The organism is Stutzerimonas sp. FeSN7 (assembly GCF_030263795.1).
Taxonomy (GTDB): domain Bacteria; phylum Pseudomonadota; class Gammaproteobacteria; order Pseudomonadales; family Pseudomonadaceae; genus Stutzerimonas; species Stutzerimonas stutzeri.
On the sequence record NZ_JARPMN010000001.1, the window covers coordinates 2200181 to 2215226 of the forward strand.

At 66.7% G+C, this 15046-nt stretch carries 16 protein-coding genes; 13 read left to right on the top strand and 3 right to left on the bottom strand.

The features are described 5' to 3' along the window. The first annotated feature begins 9 nt into the window (after positions 1-9). From P5703_RS10285 to P5703_RS10345, 13 genes are all read left to right on the top strand, one after another. On the top strand, positions 10-408 hold the full coding sequence (locus P5703_RS10285) for a TIGR03750 family conjugal transfer protein (protein ID WP_003050133.1): 399 nt from the start codon (positions 10-12) through the stop codon (positions 406-408). Then, complete coding sequence (locus P5703_RS10290; RefSeq protein ID WP_003116810.1) at positions 405-1097, top strand: PFL_4703 family integrating conjugative element protein; 693 nt, start codon at positions 405-407, stop codon at positions 1095-1097. Before P5703_RS10285 ends, P5703_RS10290 begins: the two co-directional genes overlap by 4 nt. Continuing rightward, positions 1094-2005 (top strand): TIGR03749 family integrating conjugative element protein, encoded by a 912-nt coding sequence (locus P5703_RS10295; protein ID WP_285586544.1) that lies wholly within the window; start codon positions 1094-1096, stop codon positions 2003-2005. Before P5703_RS10290 ends, P5703_RS10295 begins: the two co-directional genes overlap by 4 nt. Beyond that, complete coding sequence (locus P5703_RS10300) at positions 1995-3413, top strand: TIGR03752 family integrating conjugative element protein (RefSeq protein ID WP_004350605.1); 1419 nt, start codon at positions 1995-1997, stop codon at positions 3411-3413. The genes P5703_RS10295 and P5703_RS10300 overlap by 11 nt, the downstream gene beginning before the upstream one ends. Continuing rightward, positions 3394-3834, top strand: a complete 441-nt coding sequence (locus P5703_RS10305) for a TIGR03751 family conjugal transfer lipoprotein (protein WP_003149753.1) — start codon at positions 3394-3396, stop codon at positions 3832-3834. The genes P5703_RS10300 and P5703_RS10305 overlap by 20 nt, the downstream gene beginning before the upstream one ends. Further along, entirely contained in the window at positions 3834-6725 is a 2892-nt protein-coding gene (locus P5703_RS10310; RefSeq protein ID WP_011516996.1) for a conjugative transfer ATPase, read from the top strand. The genes P5703_RS10305 and P5703_RS10310 overlap by 1 nt, the downstream gene beginning before the upstream one ends. A gap of 24 nt (positions 6726-6749) precedes the next feature. Further along, on the top strand, positions 6750-7514 hold the full coding sequence (locus P5703_RS10315) for a DsbA family protein (RefSeq protein ID WP_003149757.1): 765 nt from the start codon (positions 6750-6752) through the stop codon (positions 7512-7514). 175 nt (positions 7515-7689) lie between these two features. Next, complete coding sequence (gene radC / locus P5703_RS10320; RefSeq protein ID WP_003149760.1) at positions 7690-8184, top strand: RadC family protein; 495 nt, start codon at positions 7690-7692, stop codon at positions 8182-8184. Positions 8185-8348: 164 nt separating this feature from the next. Next, on the top strand, positions 8349-8795 hold the full coding sequence (locus P5703_RS10325; protein ID WP_004350615.1) for a TIGR03757 family integrating conjugative element protein: 447 nt from the start codon (positions 8349-8351) through the stop codon (positions 8793-8795). Then, a complete protein-coding gene (locus P5703_RS10330) occupies positions 8792-9742 on the top strand; it encodes a TIGR03756 family integrating conjugative element protein (protein ID WP_004350617.1) in 951 nt (316 codons plus the stop codon). The genes P5703_RS10325 and P5703_RS10330 overlap by 4 nt, the downstream gene beginning before the upstream one ends. Before the next feature lie 9 nt (positions 9743-9751). Then, positions 9752-11146 (top strand): integrating conjugative element protein, encoded by a 1395-nt coding sequence (locus tag P5703_RS10335; RefSeq protein ID WP_003149765.1) that lies wholly within the window; start codon positions 9752-9754, stop codon positions 11144-11146. Beyond that, entirely contained in the window at positions 11143-11499 is a 357-nt protein-coding gene (locus tag P5703_RS10340; protein ID WP_003149767.1) for a hypothetical protein, read from the top strand. Before P5703_RS10335 ends, P5703_RS10340 begins: the two co-directional genes overlap by 4 nt. A 15-nt stretch (positions 11500-11514) precedes the next feature. Continuing rightward, complete coding sequence (locus P5703_RS10345) at positions 11515-13062, top strand: conjugal transfer protein TraG N-terminal domain-containing protein (RefSeq protein ID WP_004350620.1); 1548 nt, start codon at positions 11515-11517, stop codon at positions 13060-13062. A gap of 15 nt (positions 13063-13077) precedes the next feature. On the opposite strand, the gene P5703_RS10350 is transcribed toward P5703_RS10345, so the two are convergent. From P5703_RS10350 to P5703_RS10360, 3 genes are all read right to left on the bottom strand, one after another. After that, complete coding sequence (locus P5703_RS10350; RefSeq protein ID WP_003149770.1) at positions 13078-13437, bottom strand: DUF3742 family protein; 360 nt, start codon at positions 13435-13437, stop codon at positions 13078-13080. Between the two features lie 73 nt (positions 13438-13510). Continuing rightward, positions 13511-14143, bottom strand: a complete 633-nt coding sequence (locus tag P5703_RS10355; RefSeq protein ID WP_003149772.1) for an RES family NAD+ phosphorylase — start codon at positions 14141-14143, stop codon at positions 13511-13513. Positions 14144-14155: 12 nt separating this feature from the next. Then, positions 14156-14782 (bottom strand): integrase, encoded by a 627-nt coding sequence (locus P5703_RS10360; RefSeq protein WP_285586554.1) that lies wholly within the window; start codon positions 14780-14782, stop codon positions 14156-14158. Positions 14783-15046 lie beyond the last annotated feature (264 nt).

A 15046-nucleotide genomic window follows, 5' to 3' on the forward strand; every position in this document is an offset into this window, starting at 1 on the left:
GAGGCCGGTATGTCCGAGCAGCAGCACGTCCGTGCGGACGGGACGGTCACGTTCCTTCCGCACCGGCTCAACCGCCATCCCGTTGTCGTGCGCGGCCTCACCGCCGACGAGCTGTGGATCTGCTGCGGCCTGTCCGGCGCCGCCGGCCTGCTGGTCGGCGCGCCGCTTTCGTGGGTGTTCCGCACGATCGCGCTGGCGCCGACCTTCGTCGTCCTGGGCGTGGCGCTCGGCGTCTTCATCGGCGGCGGCATCCTGCGCCGCCTCAAGCGTGGGCGTCCCGACACCTGGCTGTATCGGCAACTGCAATGGCGCATCGCCACGCGCCATCCGCTGATGGCCGGCTGGGTGGGTGGCCATGTGCTGATCTCGCGCTCGGGCTTCTGGTCCACCCGCAGGAGCATGCGATGAGCCGCTTCAAAAACGAGATCACCCACCTGCAGGCGCACATCAAGACCTTGCGGCTGGCCGCGGGCGCGCTGGTCGTCGTCGCCCTGGTCATGGGCGGCGGCTGGTGGAGCGCGCCGCGCGACCTGACCATCCACGTCCCGCCCGACCTGCGCTCTGGCAGTACCCGCAAGTGGTGGGAAGTGCCGCCCGAATCGGTCTATGCGTTCACGTTCTACGTGTTCCAGACGCTGAACCGCTGGCCAACCAATGGCGAGGAAGACTACTCGCGCAACCTCCACACGCTCTCGCCGTACCTCACCCCGTCCTGCCAGGCCTTCCTGCGGGCGGACTATGACTACCGCCGCTCCACGGGCGAGCTGCGTCAGCGCGTGCGCGGCATCTACGAGATTCCCGGCCGCGGCTATGGCGACGACCCCACGGCGCGCGTGCGCACCGTGTCCGATCGCGACTGGGTGGTGACGCTGGACATCACGGCGGACGAGTACTACGGCGCCGAGCAGGTCAAGCGCGCCCTGGTGCGCTATCCGATCAAGGTCACGCGGGTGGACGTCGATCCCGCCCGTAACCCGTTCGGCCTGGCGCTGGACTGCTACGACGGCGCGCCCCAGCGCATCAGTGCACCGGAGCCGACGCGCCCGGCGCCGAGTGGCCTGTCTCCGCAAGCGCCTCAAGGAGGAAACACCCCATGAAGCACCCTGTACTCGCGCTGCTGGGGCTACTGGCCGTGGCCGCGGCACCCGTCGCCCATGCAGTGGAAATCCTGCGCTGGGAACGCATGCCACTGGCAGTGCCGCTGAAGGTCGGTCAGGAACGCATCGTGTTCATCGACCGGAACGTGCGCGTGGGCGTGCCCGCGGGCGTGGGCGAACGCCTGCGCGTGCAGAGTGCGGGTGGCGCGGTGTACCTGCGCGCCAGCGAGCCGATCGAGCCCACGCGGTTGCAACTGCAGGACGCCGACACGGGCGCGCTGATCCTGCTGGACATCGCAGCCGAACCGCCCAAGGACGGGGAAGCCGAGCTGGAGCCGGTGCGCATCGTCGAGGGTGACAGCGCACCGGGACGCTATGGCGAGCAGGCCGACAGTGCCGAGGCCCCGGCACGCGCCCAGGGCCAGGCAGGTGCGCGGACCGCGCGGCGCGAAACTCCGGTCCCTGTCGTGCTGACGCGCTTCGCCGCGCAGAACCTCTACGCACCGCTGCGCACCGTCGAGCCGCTTCCGGGCGTCATGCGGGTCAACCTGCCCCGCGACCTCGACCTGGACACACTGATGCCAACGCTGCCGGTGCGCGCGGTCGCGCTCGCGTCGTGGCGCCTGGAAGACCAATGGGTGACTGCCGTGCGCCTTACCAACACCGGCGCCGACTGGGTCGCGCTCGACCCGCGCGTGCTGCAAGGCGATTTCCTCACCGCCACCTTCCAGCACGAGGCGCTGGGCCCGCGCGGCACGCCCGAGGACACGACCGTCCTCTACCTGGTCACGGGCGGCCGCGGCCTCGCGCAGTCGCTGCTGCCGGCGATTCACCGCTTCGACCCTGCCGTGCATCTGCCGCAGCCGGACGGCGACGAGAACGCCAAGGAGGCCCGCCATGCGCAGTAACGGCCTGCTCAAGTGGCTGATGATCCCTGTCGCCATCCTGGTGCTGTTCGTCGGTATCCGGCTGTTCTCGGGTGGAGGCAGCACGGCGCCACCCGCGGCGGACAACGGCGCCCAGCTCACGCCCGAGGAAATGAAGGCGCTGGGCATCGAAGGCGACACCCCGCGCGACACCGTGGCGACGCTCGTTGCCCAAGTGAAGCAGTTGCGCACCGAGCTTCAGACCGCGCTCTCGGACAACAAGTCGCAGCGTGAAGAGAACCAGCGACTGCGCCAGCGCGAGAACTCCATCGACCAGCGCATCAACTCGGCGCTCGAATCCGAGCGGTCCAACCTGCGCCGCGACCAGGAGCAGGCGGCCAGCGCGCGCCAGCAGACCGAAGGGCTGCTCGCCGACCTGCAGCGGCGCCTGGACAGCATCGGCGGGCGCGGCGGCGGCCATGCGGACCTGCCCGTGGGCCTGGGGCTGCAGGGCGGCGACGAGGCCGGCATGGAGGGCGGCGTGCGGTGGGTCGAGCCGGACGACGCAAAGCCCGCCGAGGGGCGCAACGGCGGTCGTGGCGCGAGCGGCGGAATGAGCTTCCCCACGAGCTTCGGCCCGGCGCAGAGCACGCTCGAAACCACCGCGGAAACCGTGGCCAACGCGGGCGCCCGCGCCTCTGGGGTCAAGAGTGCCAAGCCGGTCTATACCGTGCCGACCAACTCCACGCTCATGGGTTCGGTCGCCATGACCGCGCTGATCGGCCGCGTGCCGATCGACGGCACGGTCAACGATCCCTATCCGTTCAAAGTCCTGGTCGGGCCGGACAACCTGACCGCCAATGGCATCGACATTCCCGACGTGGCCGGCGCCGTGTTCAGCGGCACCGCATCGGGCGACTGGACGCTTTCGTGCGTGCGCGGCCAGGTGCGCAGCATCACGTTCGTCTTCAACGACGGCACGATCCGCACGATCCCCGAAGACCGCGAGGGCAACCAGCAGAACAACCAGCAACGCGACGGCTTGGGCTGGATCAGCGACCCGCACGGCATCCCCTGCGTCAGCGGCGAGCGGCGCAGCAACGCCCAGCAGTACCTCGGCTCGCAGGCCCTGATCACCGCGGCCGGTGCCGGCGTGGCCTCGCTCATCGAGAGCGACAGCGGCCGCATGTCCTATGTCGGCTCGGACGGCTCCATCGGCACCGTGGGCATCACCGGCCAGGAAGCGGTCGGCCAGATTCTCGCGGGCGGTGTCCGGGACATGTCGGCCTGGGTCAACAAGCTCTACGGCCAGGCGTTCGCCGCCGTCTATGTGCAGCCCGGCGCCAAGGTCGCCGTCCACCTCGAAAAACCGCTCGCCATCGACTTCGATCCCGAAGGCCGCAAGGTCGATCACCGCGCAGGAGAAAGCCATGCTCTCGAACTCGATTAAGGGCCTGGTGCTGGCCCTCGCCGTCGCGGTGCTCGGCGGCTGCGCCACCAGCAAGGAAAAGCTGCTGACCCACGGTGACCGCACGATGATGGACATCTGGCAGCAGGAGGCCGGCGACGGCGGTGGCGCAGCCGGACGGAACGCCGGCCGCCAGCTGCTCGATGCGCGCCAGAGCCTGCGTCGGCCCCTGACCGACGCCGACGTGCAGGCCGCACCTGTCGAGCAGATGCGCTACACGCGCACCGCGCGCAATGAGGTCCACCGCCAGTTCCAGCGCCTGCCCAATCCCGATCTCGTGATGTACGTGTACCCGCATCTGGCCGGCACCGATCCCGTGCCGGTGCCCGGCTACACGACCGTCTTCCCGCTCTACCAGCGCATCCAGTACGCGATGCCGGGCGAGCGCGTGGAGGACTACTGATGCGGTGGAAACTCCCATGGCCGAAGCTGGCCGGCGCCGGCTCCAGTAGCCCGGCTAGCGATGAGCAGCCGGACAGCTGGCAGCGCCACGTCGAGGCCTTGCGCCAGGCCGGCATCCCCGAACCCGGTTCGGCAGTCCACGGCCGCAAGCCAGCGACCGTGGCCGACGAGCAGGCGCTGTACGACGTTGCGCCGTCCTTCGTGGAACTGCTGCCCTGGGTGGAGTTCTTGCCCGGGTCGAAATCGATGCTCCTGGAGGATGGCCAATCGGTGGCGGCGTTCTACGAACTGGTGCCGCTGGGCACCGAAGGCCGGGAACCCGGCTGGCTCGCGCATGCCCGCGACGCCCTGGAAAACGCGCTTCAGGACAGTTTCGATGAACTGGACGAGAACCCGTGGGTGCTCCAGCTCTATGCCCAGGACGAACCGAGCTTCGACCAGTACATGCAGACCTTGCGCGATTACGTGCAGCCACGTGCGCGCGGCTCGGCGTTCACCGAGTTCTACTTGCGCTTCTTCGGCCACCACCTGCGCGCTGTGGCCAAGCCCGGCGGCCTGTTCGAGGACACGGTGGTTACGCGGCTGCGCTGGCGCGGGCAGACGCGGCGTGTGCGCATGGTGGTGTACCGCCGCGCGAGCGGACAGGGACAGGCAAACCGCCGCGGCCAGACACCCGAGCAGATGCTGGGCATCGTCTGCGACCGCCTATGCGGCGGCCTGGCGAACGCCGGCATCCAGGCCCGGCGCATGGTTGCAGCGGACGTTCACGACTGGCTGCTGCGATGGTTCAACCCGCGCCCCACGCTGCTCGGCCCTGGGGTGGAGGACCGGGAGCGCTTCTACGCGTTGGCGCGCTATCCGGACAGTACCGAGGAAAGCGAGGCCGGCGAGATCGAGTTGGCGAGCGGGCGGGATTTCAGCCAGCGGCTGTTCTTTGGGCAGCCGCGCTCGGACGTGGCGCAAGGGGCCTGGTACTTCGACGGCATGCCGCACCGCGTGCTGATCACCGACCGGCTGCGCATGCCGCCCGGCACCGGGCACCTGACCGGCGAGACCCGCAAGGGAGACGCGATCAACACGCTATTCGATCAGATGCCCGAGGACACCTTGATGTGTCTCACCATGGTGGCCACGCCGCAGGACGTCCTCGAATCGGACCTCAACCATCTGGCGAAGAAAGCTGTGGGCGAGACGCTGGCGTCGGAGCAGACGCTCAAGGACGTGCATGAAGCCCGCTCCCTGATCGGCAGCGCGCACAAGCTCTACCGGGGCACTCTGGCGTTCTACCTACGCGGGCGCGACGAGGCGGAACTGGATCGGCGCGGCCTGGACCTCGCGAACGTGATGCTCAACGCCGGCCTGCAGCCGGTGCGCGAGGACGACGAGGTGGCGCCGCTCAACAGCTACCTGCGCTGGCTGCCGTGCTGCTACAACCCCGGCAAGGACCGGCGCCGGTGGTACACGCAACTGATGTTCGCCCAGCACGCGGCGAACCTGTCGCCGGTGTGGGGCCGCGCCCAGGGCACGGGGCACCCCGGCATCACGATGTTCAATCGCGGAGGCGGCCCGATTACGTTTGACCCCTTGAACAGGTTGGATCGGCAGATGAATGCCCATCTGTTCCTGTTCGGTCCCACGGGCTCGGGCAAGAGCGCCACGCTCAACAACCTGCTGAACCAGGTCACCGCGATCTATCGGCCGCGCCTCTTCATCGTGGAAGCCGGCAACAGCTTCGGCTTGTTCAGCGACTTCGCCAGGCGCCTGGGGCTGACCGTGAACCGGGTCAAGCTGGCACCCGGCTCGGGCATCAGCCTGGCGCCGTTCGCCGACGCACGCCGGCTGATCGAAACGCCCAGCGACGTGCAGACGCTCGATGCCGATGCACTGGACGAAGACCTGCCACCGGATGCCTCGGCCATGGAGGCGGACGAGCAGCGCGACGTGCTGGGCGAGCTGGAGATCACGGCACGGCTGATGATCACGGGCGGCGAAGACAAGGAAGAAGCGCGGATGACGCGGGCCGACCGCTCGCTGATCCGCCAGTGCATCCTCGACGCGGCCGAACATTGCGTGGCAGAGAAGCGCACTGTGCTCACGCGCGATGTGCGCAATGCGCTGCGCACCCGCGGCCAGGACCCGACGTTGCCCGAGATGCGGCGCGTGCGGCTGCTGGAGATGGCGGACGCGATGGACATGTTCTGCCAAGGCACGGACGGCGAGATGTTCGACCGCGACGGCACGCCGTGGCCCGAGGCCGACATCACGCTGGTCGATCTGGCGACCTACGCCCGCGAGGGCTACAACGCGCAGCTCTCGATCGCGTACATCAGCCTCATCAGCACGGTGAACAACATCGCGGAGCGTGACCAGTATCTCGGCCGCCCGATCATCAACGTGACCGACGAAGGCCACGTGATCACCAAGAACCCGCTGCTCGCGCCGTATACCGTGAAAATTACAAAAATGTGGCGCAAGCTGGGGGCCTGGTACTGGCTAGCTACACAAAATATTGACGACCTACCGCGCGCCGCGGAGCCGATGCTCAACATGATCGAGTGGTGGATCTGCCTGTCGATGCCCCCCGATGAAGTGGAGAAGATCGCGCGGTTCCGCGAACTGAGCCAAGCGCAGAAAGCGCTGATGCTCTCGGCACGCAAGGAAGCGGGCAAGTTCACCGAGGGCGTCATCCTCTCCAAGAGCATGGAGGTGCTCTTCCGCGCCGTGCCGCCGAGCCTGTATCTCGCGCTCGCGCAGACCGAACCCGAAGAGAAGGCCGAGCGCTACCAGCTCATGCAGCAGCACGGCGTCAGCGAGTTGGATGCCGCCTTCAAGGTGGCCGAGAAGATCGACCGGGCACGCGGCATCGAGTCGCCGGCCCTGGACCTGCCCTGAATCTGCCGTACACCGGAGAACGCCATGGAACAGAAACGCCCATCCATTCCGATGCAGGTCCAGGCGTTCCGTCGTCGGCGCTGGCAGTTCCGCTGGCCCTGGGCATTGGCCGCGGTGCTGGTTGCGCTGCTGCTGATCTGGCTCGTGTCACGTTCGCCAGGCGGGTCCACACCTCAGACTTCGGCGCCAGTCAGCGACACGCAGGTGGCTGGGCCTCCGTGGCAGATGGGCAATCCGGAAGGGCGTTTCACGCTGACGCTCTACGCGGACCTCGAATGCCCGTTCTGCCGGTCCTATTTTCCAGTGCTCAAGCGTTGGGTGGCCGGCAATGCGGACGTGACCTTGCAATGGCACCACCTGCCGTTGGCCGCGCATGAGCCAGCCGCGTCCGCCGAAGCGCGCCTGGCGGAATGCGCGGGCGAAGCCGGCAGCCATGCCGCCTTTTGGCAGGCCGTCGAATGGGTCTATGCCCACACGCGGAGCGACGGCCAGGGCTTGCCTGAAGGGCTGCGCTACCCCGACCTCACTCCAGCGATCGAGCAGTGTCTGGCGAGCGAGCGGCCCGATGCACCGATCCGCGCCCAGACGGCGGAAGCCACGAACAGCGGCGTGATCGCCACGCCATCGCTGCGGCTGCACGATCGCGAAACCGGCAAGGCGATCCTGCTGCAGGGCCCGATCGAGGGCGATGCCTTGCTGTCGGCCATGGACATGCTCGCGGCCGGCGATCCCGCCGCCATACCCACATCGGAAATGCCTGCCGACGTCGTCGGCGACATGCCCAGGTAGCCCCGGTCTTCAAGGCTACGGCGCAGTCCGCTGCGCTGACCGCAACCCGTTCGCCTCGCATCCTGGCCGCGAACGATCACCGCCACCGCGGTGATGGATGCACCTTGTTCGTTCCCCAGGAGGGCTTGCCCTCCCCGGGCGCGCGCCCTCCGATCTCACCATTTGGAGGTTCGCCATGTCTTTCGTCGTCAATGACTCCTGCCTGGAGTCGCTTTCCGCCATCGCTGCCCAGCACGAGGACTGGATCATCCAGCAAGCCATTGCGCTGCTGGAGAAGCGGGTTTTCAAAGCGGGTCCGAAACTCCTCGACCCCACGGCCGTGCGCGACTACCTGCGCGTGAAGCTGGTGGCCGAGCCCAACGAAATATTCGTCGCTGTGTTCCTGGACAGCATGCACCAGGTACTGGCCTACGAGCCGCTGTTCAGGGGCACGATCAACGCGACTTCGGTCTATCCGCGTGTCGTTGTGCAGCGTGTTCTGCAGTTGAATGCGGCCGCGGTGGTCTTCGCGCACCAGCACCCCTCGGGCATTTCCGAGCCGTCGAGCGCGGATCGCATGCTGACCCAGCAACTGCAGGCCGCGCTGGCGCTCATCGATGTGCGGGTACTGGACCACATCATCGTCGGCCAGGGTGCCCCGTTCTCCTTTGCGGAGTCCGGCCTGCTGTAAGGGTTGTACTGCTTCGTTGATCAGCGCGGAGGCTTCGGCCTCCGCATTTTTCTGCGCGGCGACACAAGCAGGTATGCGGGGTGGCCGCGATGCGCATTGTTTGTTGGGGCCGCATGGGGTTCGGCGTTTGACTATGGCCCTGATCAACTTCCGGGGTGCAAGACATGCCAGGAGCTTTTACCCGGTTCGCACCAGGCTGGCGAACCCTTGGCCTGGCCATCGTGCTGCCGGCGTCGTTCGCGGCATTCAGCCCGGCCGCGTTCGCCGCCGACGTGGTGGTCGTCACCGACAGCCGCCACCCGGTCAAGACCATGGGCGGCGAGCGGCTGATCGAGCTGGACCGGGCATCCGGGCTCGAAGCAGAGCTTTCCGCAGATCTGCCAGCCGACCCCGAGCGCGCAGCAGCCATCGTCCGGCAACGCCTGAACCAAGGCGGCACCGACCTTCAGCGCCGCATTGGCACCGCCTACCAGGGCATCACCGACGCATGGAGTTTGGGTGTCACGACCATCCCGGCCGTCGTGGTGGACCAACGCTATGTGGTCTATGGCGAGCCTGACGTGGCCCGGGCCGTGTCCTGCATCGAGCAGCACCGGAGGAGGCAACCGTGACCTATCGCCCATTCGACCTGCTGCGCCGCCTGCGCGTCGCCGTGGCCTCGCTGCTGCTGGTCAGCGCCACGGGCAGCTACGCCCTGAACACCGTCACCATCGTGTCCTCCGTCATGTCGCCGGACTGCCTGGAGTACCGGGTGGTGGGCATCTGCTACTGGCTGTATTGCACCTATGGCGGCTGCTCGGTGCGCACGTCCACCAAGGTCCGGCACTACGTCCCCGATGCGGTCGTCTCCAGCTACAGCAACACCGGAGAGAACCCCTGGGTCGAAGTGCGAGCGATGAGCATGCCGAACGCCTCGGCCCAGGCAGGCGGCGACGGCACCACCAACGAAGACCACGAAAACAACCTCGCCAAATTCAAGAACGCCGATGTCATCGGCCATCCCGGCGGCGAGGTGTTCAACCAGTTCGCCTCGTCCTCGGGCTATTTTTGCCAAGGCGCGGGAACGGCCTTCATGCCGTATCTGCTCAGCACCTTGGACACGCTGGCCTGGCGCTACAACGTGCCCGAGATGGCCTACCCGGAGGCGCTGATCCCGGGCCGGCGCGAGGTCGGTGCGCGCACCACGATGAACCTCTGGGGCAATGTCTATCCGCGCGGCGGCTTCCTGCACCAGACCGACGACCACAAATCCGGGGCGGTCGTGGCTCAGCGCGCCGGTGACGTCGTCACGCGGCGCGGGCAGTTGCACGTGTACCAGCCGCTGCTCGCCAACGCGCGTGATGGCTACTGGCCGGCCGGCGCGCTGATGGAAGGTGATGCCTCGACCGGCAAGTGGCAGGAACTGACGCCGCGCCTGTCGAACACCTGCGTGGTGTTCCCCCACAGCGGCACGCTGACCCAAGCCCAGCAAGGCGACTACGCGTGGGCGCTGTGGCGTCCGTATGCGTGCTGCGAACGCCGGGGCCAGGTGTTCCTCGGCAGCGTCGATTTCCTCTGAGGTGCCACGATGAAGCGTCCTGAACCGAAGAACCTGTCCACCAAGGCGTGCCGCCTGCTGCGCCCGACGGCACTGGCCGGCACGCTCGCCCTGGTCTGCGGCCTGGCGTGGGCACAGGTCGGATACCAGAACAGCGGCCCCGTCATTGGCGATGACGTCATGTACTCGATCGGCGGCGGCAGCGCGGTGTCCATGGGCCGCGCGGCCGGCATGCGCTCCATCGGGGTCGGTGTGGGGTGGAACAGCAACCTGATCTGCGGCGACATGAGCATCCAGACCACGCTGCGCAATCAGCTCAACGGCATCACGAACGGCTTTCAGCAGATCATGAGCAACGTAATCCAGAGCGCCACCAGCGCGGTAGCGTCCCTGCCGGCGCTGATCATTCAGCGCGCCGATCCGGGCCTGTACAACCTGCTGACCAACGGCGTGCTGCAGGCGCGGCTGGACTTCGACCGCTCCAAGCTGACGTGCCGCGCCATGGCGGAGAAGATGGCCGAGACAGCGGGTGGCCAGCTTGGCTGGAGCCAGATGGCCGAAGGCATGGCCTTGCGTGACGCGGTTGGCAGCAACGATGCCGTGTCGGCCGTCGAGCAGGCCGAGACGCGCCGCGGCAACGACGGCGTGCCCTGGGTGGGTGGCAGCAATGCTGGTGGCGCAGGCCAGTCCGCCATCCGGGTGGTCGGCGACGTCACCCGCGCGGGCTACAACCTGGTCAACGGTCGTGGCGTGACGGACACATCCTCCATCGCGTCCGCCAGTTGTGCGAGCCTGTCCTGCCAGACCTGGACGTCGCCGCAGCAGGCGACCGAATGGGCCACGCGGGTCCTCGGAGAGCAGGTGCAGCGCACCTGCGACTCCTGCACCAAGACCGAGACGGTGCCCGGCGTCGGGCTGACGCCGCTGATCCAGGAAGAGTACGAGGCGAAGCTGGAGGTCCTTCAGGAGCTGGTTTCCGGCACGCGCACTACCACCTTTGAGAACCTGCGCGAGGCTGGCAGCACGTCGCTGCCAATCACGCGTGGCGTGATCGAGGCGCTGCGCGACGAGCCGGACCAGGACCTTCTGGCGCGGCGCCTCGCGTCGGAGGTGGCGCTGTCGTCGGTGCTGGAAAAAGCGCTGCTGCTCCAGCGCACGCTGCTCACGGGCAAGAAGGAGCCCAACGTCGCAGCCAACGAACTCGCGGTCAAGGCCGTGAACCACGAGAGCGACACGCTCGACCGGGAGATCCGCAACCTGAAGACGGAGCTGGAGCTTCGGCGCGAGCTGGCAAACAACTCACCGATGGCCATCATCCAGCGGCACGGTACGCGCGCGGCAGGCTCGCGCGGCATCTACGAGGGTGATCCGGTACCCGACCGCCTCGACCAGTTGCAGAAGGGCAATCCAGGAGCCAGGCCATGAGCGCGGCGCGCATGACTTGGCGCCCCTTGCGCTGGCTGTTCAGCCGGCGCGCGGCGAAGGCGCTGCTGTGGACGGTGCTGATCGTTGCCGCCGCGGTCGCGGCCAACATCGCCGGCATCTACCTGGTCGGCAGCGTTGCCGGCTGGGAGCGGTGGCTCGCCGCCGCTGCGGGTTACTTATTCGTGTGGCGGCTGTGTCTATACGGGGCGACGGTGTACGGGTGGATCTGGATGCGCCGCCGGCTGCTGGTACGTGAGGACGACGCCCAGGCGCGGCACCGCCTGGTGCGCACCGAGATCGCAGGCGTCGTCGCCATCGTGGCGCTGGAAGCCAGCCTGTTGATGCAGGGCTGAGAGGAGATTCGGGCCATGACTCTGTTCACGACCGACTACCTGGAGTATTACCTTACGCTGGTGTCCTGGATCGTCAACAACGGCATCTGGGCCGTGCTGGTATCCAGCGGCGTCTTCGCGCTGCCTTTCGTGGCGATCATCGTGCAGGAGTGGTTGAAGGCCCGTGCAGAAGGCGCCGACGAGGGCAATAAAGGCGTGCTGAGCGCCGCCCGCATCGAGAACCGGGTCTTCGTCGCCATCGTGGTGGTGATGTTCGCGGGCATCCCGTTCATCGACGTGGACCTCAACACCATCCAGTACGACAGCTCGCGCTCGGCGCAATGCCAGGTCAGTGTGCCGCAGCCCTCGAATACCGGCTGGTCGCAATCTTTCAGCACCATCAACAACCAGTCGGCGAAGGTGCCGGTGTGGTGGGCGTTCATGCACGCGCTCTCGCGCGCCGTCACGGGCGCTTCAGTGGCAGCGATCCCGTGCGGCACGGACCTGCGGCAGATGCGCATGGAGATCGACGCGACTCGCATTGACGACCCAGTGTTGGCTCAGGAAGTAGCGGATTTCTCGCGGGATTGCTATGGGGCTGCGCGGGCGAAATTGTTCATGCAGCGGCCTCAACTCGATGAGCAGCAGCTGCACGACGTAACCTGGATCGGCTCACGCTTCTTCACGGACACGAACGGCTACTACGACACATACCGTTCCAGCACCCCGCGCGAGGACTGGCCCTATGACAGCACGCGCGACGCAGGGCTTGCGCAGGTGGCCAGCGGCGGCGGCTATCCGACCTGCAGGCAATGGTGGGCCGATGGCAGCAATGGACTGCGGGCACGCTTGCTGGGTCAGGTGGACCCGAGCCTGCTCAATCGCCTGGCGGGCTGGGCTGGCTTCCTGAGCCGTGCCGAGGTGGACGATTCGGTGATCCGCGCGATCGCGTCACCGCGACAGCAGAAGCTGAACCAAGGCAGCGTCTATACGGACTACGGTGGCCAGATCGAAATGACCGACCCAAACATCATCACCCGGGCGGCGGCCGACGTAGGACTGGCGGTAGGCTCGCTGGGCTACTTCCCCTCCATGGATGCAATGCGCCAGGCTCTTCCGATGGTGCTGGCGCTCTTGAAGATGGCGCTGGTTGTCTGCATTCCGGTGGTGCTCATGGTTAGCACCTACAACCTGAAAACACTCGTGACGGTCAGCGTGGTGCAGTTTGCGCTGTTCTTCGTGGATTTCTGGTTCCAACTCGCGCGCTGGATCGACAGCACCATTCTGGACGCGCTCTACGGATGGGGCTGGGGATGGAACCGGCCGCATACGAATTTCGATCCGGTCATGGGCCTCAACAATGCCTTCGGAGACATGCTGTTGAATTTCGTCATGGCGACGATGTTCATCGTGCTGCCCTTGTTCTGGGTAACCGCCTTGGGATGGGCGGGCTACGCCGTGGGGGGCATGTTGCAAGGGCTTGCTGCTGGTACGGCAGGCGCCAAAGCGGCCGGCGGCAAAGCCGCCGACATGGCCTTTGGCGGCGCTATGAAGTGGGCATCGACACCCAGCAAGAGGAAGTAGTGCCTTGCTTCTTCGCTAGGTCTCATCAGATGGATCATGTGAATCTATCCGATACTCATCGTGGGTATAGAGGCCAAAACCGGCGTGCCCGTGCCGCCACTCTGGTTCGGGCGGCTCCCATTCGACGGTATCGTGCCCCCGGGCCACAAACACCAGCGCGACCAGCAGCAACGCCAGCCAGAAAGCAACGTAGAGCAGCAGCCCCAGGACAGCCAGTTTGCCGGCCCACAGCAGCGCGGCGGCGGCAGCCAACGGCACACCCTTGGACACCAACCAGTTCGACGCCCGACGTTCGCTGCGCGCATAGGCGCGCCACCCGCGGCCAAGGGCGCGGCCGAGGCGTTCCGCAGTGCTGATGCGGGTCGTGGTGCTCATGGTCGTCTCCTGCTACTGAGGGATGCCTATTCCAATTTGGTCCATTTCATTCTGCTGCGGGCTTCAAAGTGCTTCATGACGCTTCGTCATCCGGTTCCACCGGGCCGGGGTCAGGCTCCACGTCGACGCGATACGTGGCAACGAAGTGCGGCCAGTCCACATGGTCCACCAGGTCGATGTCATCGACAACGCCTACCTTTGCTGCCGCACGCTCGAACAGGGCGATGCTCTTGGCGGGATAGTTGTTGCGCGACGGATAGAGCACCCCGTCGAACAGCGCTTGGCCGTCGTCTCCGAGAATTGCATGCACCTGGGCGGACACTTGCTGCGTGTGCGTGTAGTCGCGGCTGGCCAACTGCTCCAGGTTCAGGCCGAAGTAGCCCGCCATGACGCCCGGCGCCGTGAGGTCGGCCAAGAGCACATCGTCCATCACGCCTACTGCGCGCACCATCCGGGCCTGGACTTCTTTCAGCGCGATCGAGCGCTTCGTGTCCGCAAGCCACTGGTGCTTATGAAACACCGACTCCATCAGCGCCGTGGGCAGGTCGCGCCCCAGGTAGAGCACGCCGTAGGCCCGCGCCGGGTCATCGTAGCGATTGGTGCTGCTGCGGCCATAGTACAGCGGGCTGCCCCGATAGACGACGCGGCTCACATGCTGGAGCAGTTCACCGGCATCGATCAGGAACGAAGGCAGCTCGTGGCTCATGGCGATCTCGCTTCAATGCACCTGAACGCCCAGTACGTTGAACACGGCATCGGCCACGTCATCGATCGTGCTGTGCGTCACCGCATCCACCGGCGAGCGGCCGCCCAAGCCTTCGAGCGGTTCGGACAGCGCGCGGTAGATCGTCCAGGGGTCGATGCCCTCGACCTCCTGAAGCACGGTTTGGGTCAACTGCTGCTTTACCGGGTCGAGCTGCCAGTCGGGCAGCTTCTGACCGCGCGGCCCCACGTTCAGCGCCAACAGCCGACGGGCGAGGATGTCCTTGTAGATCTGCTGGCGCGACTTGTCCGCCAGCTTGGCGAACTCCGCGGGCGGCAGGTTGTGCGGCTGGTTGAAGGCCTCCAGCAGCACGGCGCGGCCACGCTGGACGTCGGTTTCAGTCGGTGCCCAACTCGTGTCGGCACGCAGCGCGGCCGCTTTGCGCTCCAGGGCATGCTCCACCGTTTCGCCTGCGAGGTTAGCGGGCAGTTTCACCGCTTCCACGCGCTCGTGAACGAACGCCTGCAACTCGGCCGCGAATGCCGTGGCGTCCCGGATTTCAACGGTATCCGCGAAACGGCGCACGTCCTCCACGGTGACGCGCGGAAGACGATCGGCAATGAATTCAATGGCGGTGGGCATGGTCATCTCCCAAGCAGGTTTGAGACAAGATTCACTCTAGTCGCGTTTGTCGCGTTTGTCAACTTGGACGCCTAGGGGCAACCTACCTGGCGGAAGCAGCATCTCCGCAGCATAGGCCGAGGCCATCACCTGGTCGCCGTCCAATCCATTCGAGCAGATTCCACATTGGCGCTGGAGCCGCAACCCAGGCCCCGCTATACCGAAACGGTTAAAGGCCAAAGGGCCGAAACGGCAAGGGAATGGGGTGCAAGGGGAAAGGCCCTA

Excerpts from the sequence above, each read along its gene's own strand:
- P5703_RS10285 (WP_003050133.1), top strand. The coding sequence starts at position 10 with ATGTCCGAGCAGCAGCACGTCCGTGCGGACGGGACGGTCACGTTCCTT.
- P5703_RS10290 (WP_003116810.1), top strand. The coding sequence starts at position 405 with ATGAGCCGCTTCAAAAACGAGATCACCCACCTGCAGGCGCACATCAAG.
- P5703_RS10295 (WP_285586544.1), top strand. The coding sequence starts at position 1,094 with ATGAAGCACCCTGTACTCGCGCTGCTGGGGCTACTGGCCGTGGCCGCG.
- P5703_RS10300 (WP_004350605.1), top strand. The coding sequence starts at position 1,995 with ATGCGCAGTAACGGCCTGCTCAAGTGGCTGATGATCCCTGTCGCCATC.
- P5703_RS10305 (WP_003149753.1), top strand. The coding sequence starts at position 3,394 with ATGCTCTCGAACTCGATTAAGGGCCTGGTGCTGGCCCTCGCCGTCGCG.
- P5703_RS10310 (WP_011516996.1), top strand. The coding sequence starts at position 3,834 with ATGCGGTGGAAACTCCCATGGCCGAAGCTGGCCGGCGCCGGCTCCAGT.
- P5703_RS10315 (WP_003149757.1), top strand. The coding sequence starts at position 6,750 with ATGGAACAGAAACGCCCATCCATTCCGATGCAGGTCCAGGCGTTCCGT.
- radC (WP_003149760.1), top strand. The coding sequence starts at position 7,690 with ATGTCTTTCGTCGTCAATGACTCCTGCCTGGAGTCGCTTTCCGCCATC.
- P5703_RS10325 (WP_004350615.1), top strand. The coding sequence starts at position 8,349 with ATGCCAGGAGCTTTTACCCGGTTCGCACCAGGCTGGCGAACCCTTGGC.
- P5703_RS10335 (WP_003149765.1), top strand. The coding sequence starts at position 9,752 with ATGAAGCGTCCTGAACCGAAGAACCTGTCCACCAAGGCGTGCCGCCTG.
- P5703_RS10340 (WP_003149767.1), top strand. The coding sequence starts at position 11,143 with ATGAGCGCGGCGCGCATGACTTGGCGCCCCTTGCGCTGGCTGTTCAGC.
- P5703_RS10345 (WP_004350620.1), top strand. The coding sequence starts at position 11,515 with ATGACTCTGTTCACGACCGACTACCTGGAGTATTACCTTACGCTGGTG.
- P5703_RS10350 (WP_003149770.1), bottom strand. The coding sequence starts at position 13,437 with ATGAGCACCACGACCCGCATCAGCACTGCGGAACGCCTCGGCCGCGCC.
- P5703_RS10355 (WP_003149772.1), bottom strand. The coding sequence starts at position 14,143 with ATGAGCCACGAGCTGCCTTCGTTCCTGATCGATGCCGGTGAACTGCTC.
- P5703_RS10360 (WP_285586554.1), bottom strand. The coding sequence starts at position 14,782 with ATGCCCACCGCCATTGAATTCATTGCCGATCGTCTTCCGCGCGTCACC.